1 protein-coding gene is annotated in these 334 nt (G+C 71.6%); it reads right to left on the bottom strand.

The features are described from left to right. A partial coding sequence (locus tag H6A16_RS10610; protein WP_204619025.1) for an ATP-binding protein occupies positions 1-334 on the bottom strand: 334 nt, incomplete at both ends.

Raw genomic sequence — 334 nt, 5'->3', positions numbered from 1 at the left:
GAAGACGGTGGACGCCGTGCCGTAGCGGGCCTCCATGAGCTCGAGCAGGAAGCCCCGGAAGAGCTCGTCGGGGCGGTCGAGCAGCCACTCGTCGAGCACGAGGACCCGGAAGGCGGCGTACTTCCTCGTGATCTTGCGCTCGCCGCCGGGGCGCTCGCGCGCCTCGCGCCAGAGCTCCTCCAGGTCGGGGCAGCGTATGTAGCAGGCGCGCATCCGCCTTTGGCAGGCTGCCTTGGCGATCGCGCAGGCCAGATAGGTCTTGCCCGTGCCGGTCGGGCCCTGGAGCACGACGCTCTGGCCGCGCTCGGCGAAGCCGCACGTGGCGAGCTCGGTG

Origin of the sequence: Collinsella tanakaei, assembly GCF_016900375.1 — a bacterium.
Lineage (GTDB): Bacteria > Actinomycetota > Coriobacteriia > Coriobacteriales > Coriobacteriaceae > Collinsella.
This window is presented reverse-complemented; position numbering and strand designations above follow the sequence as displayed.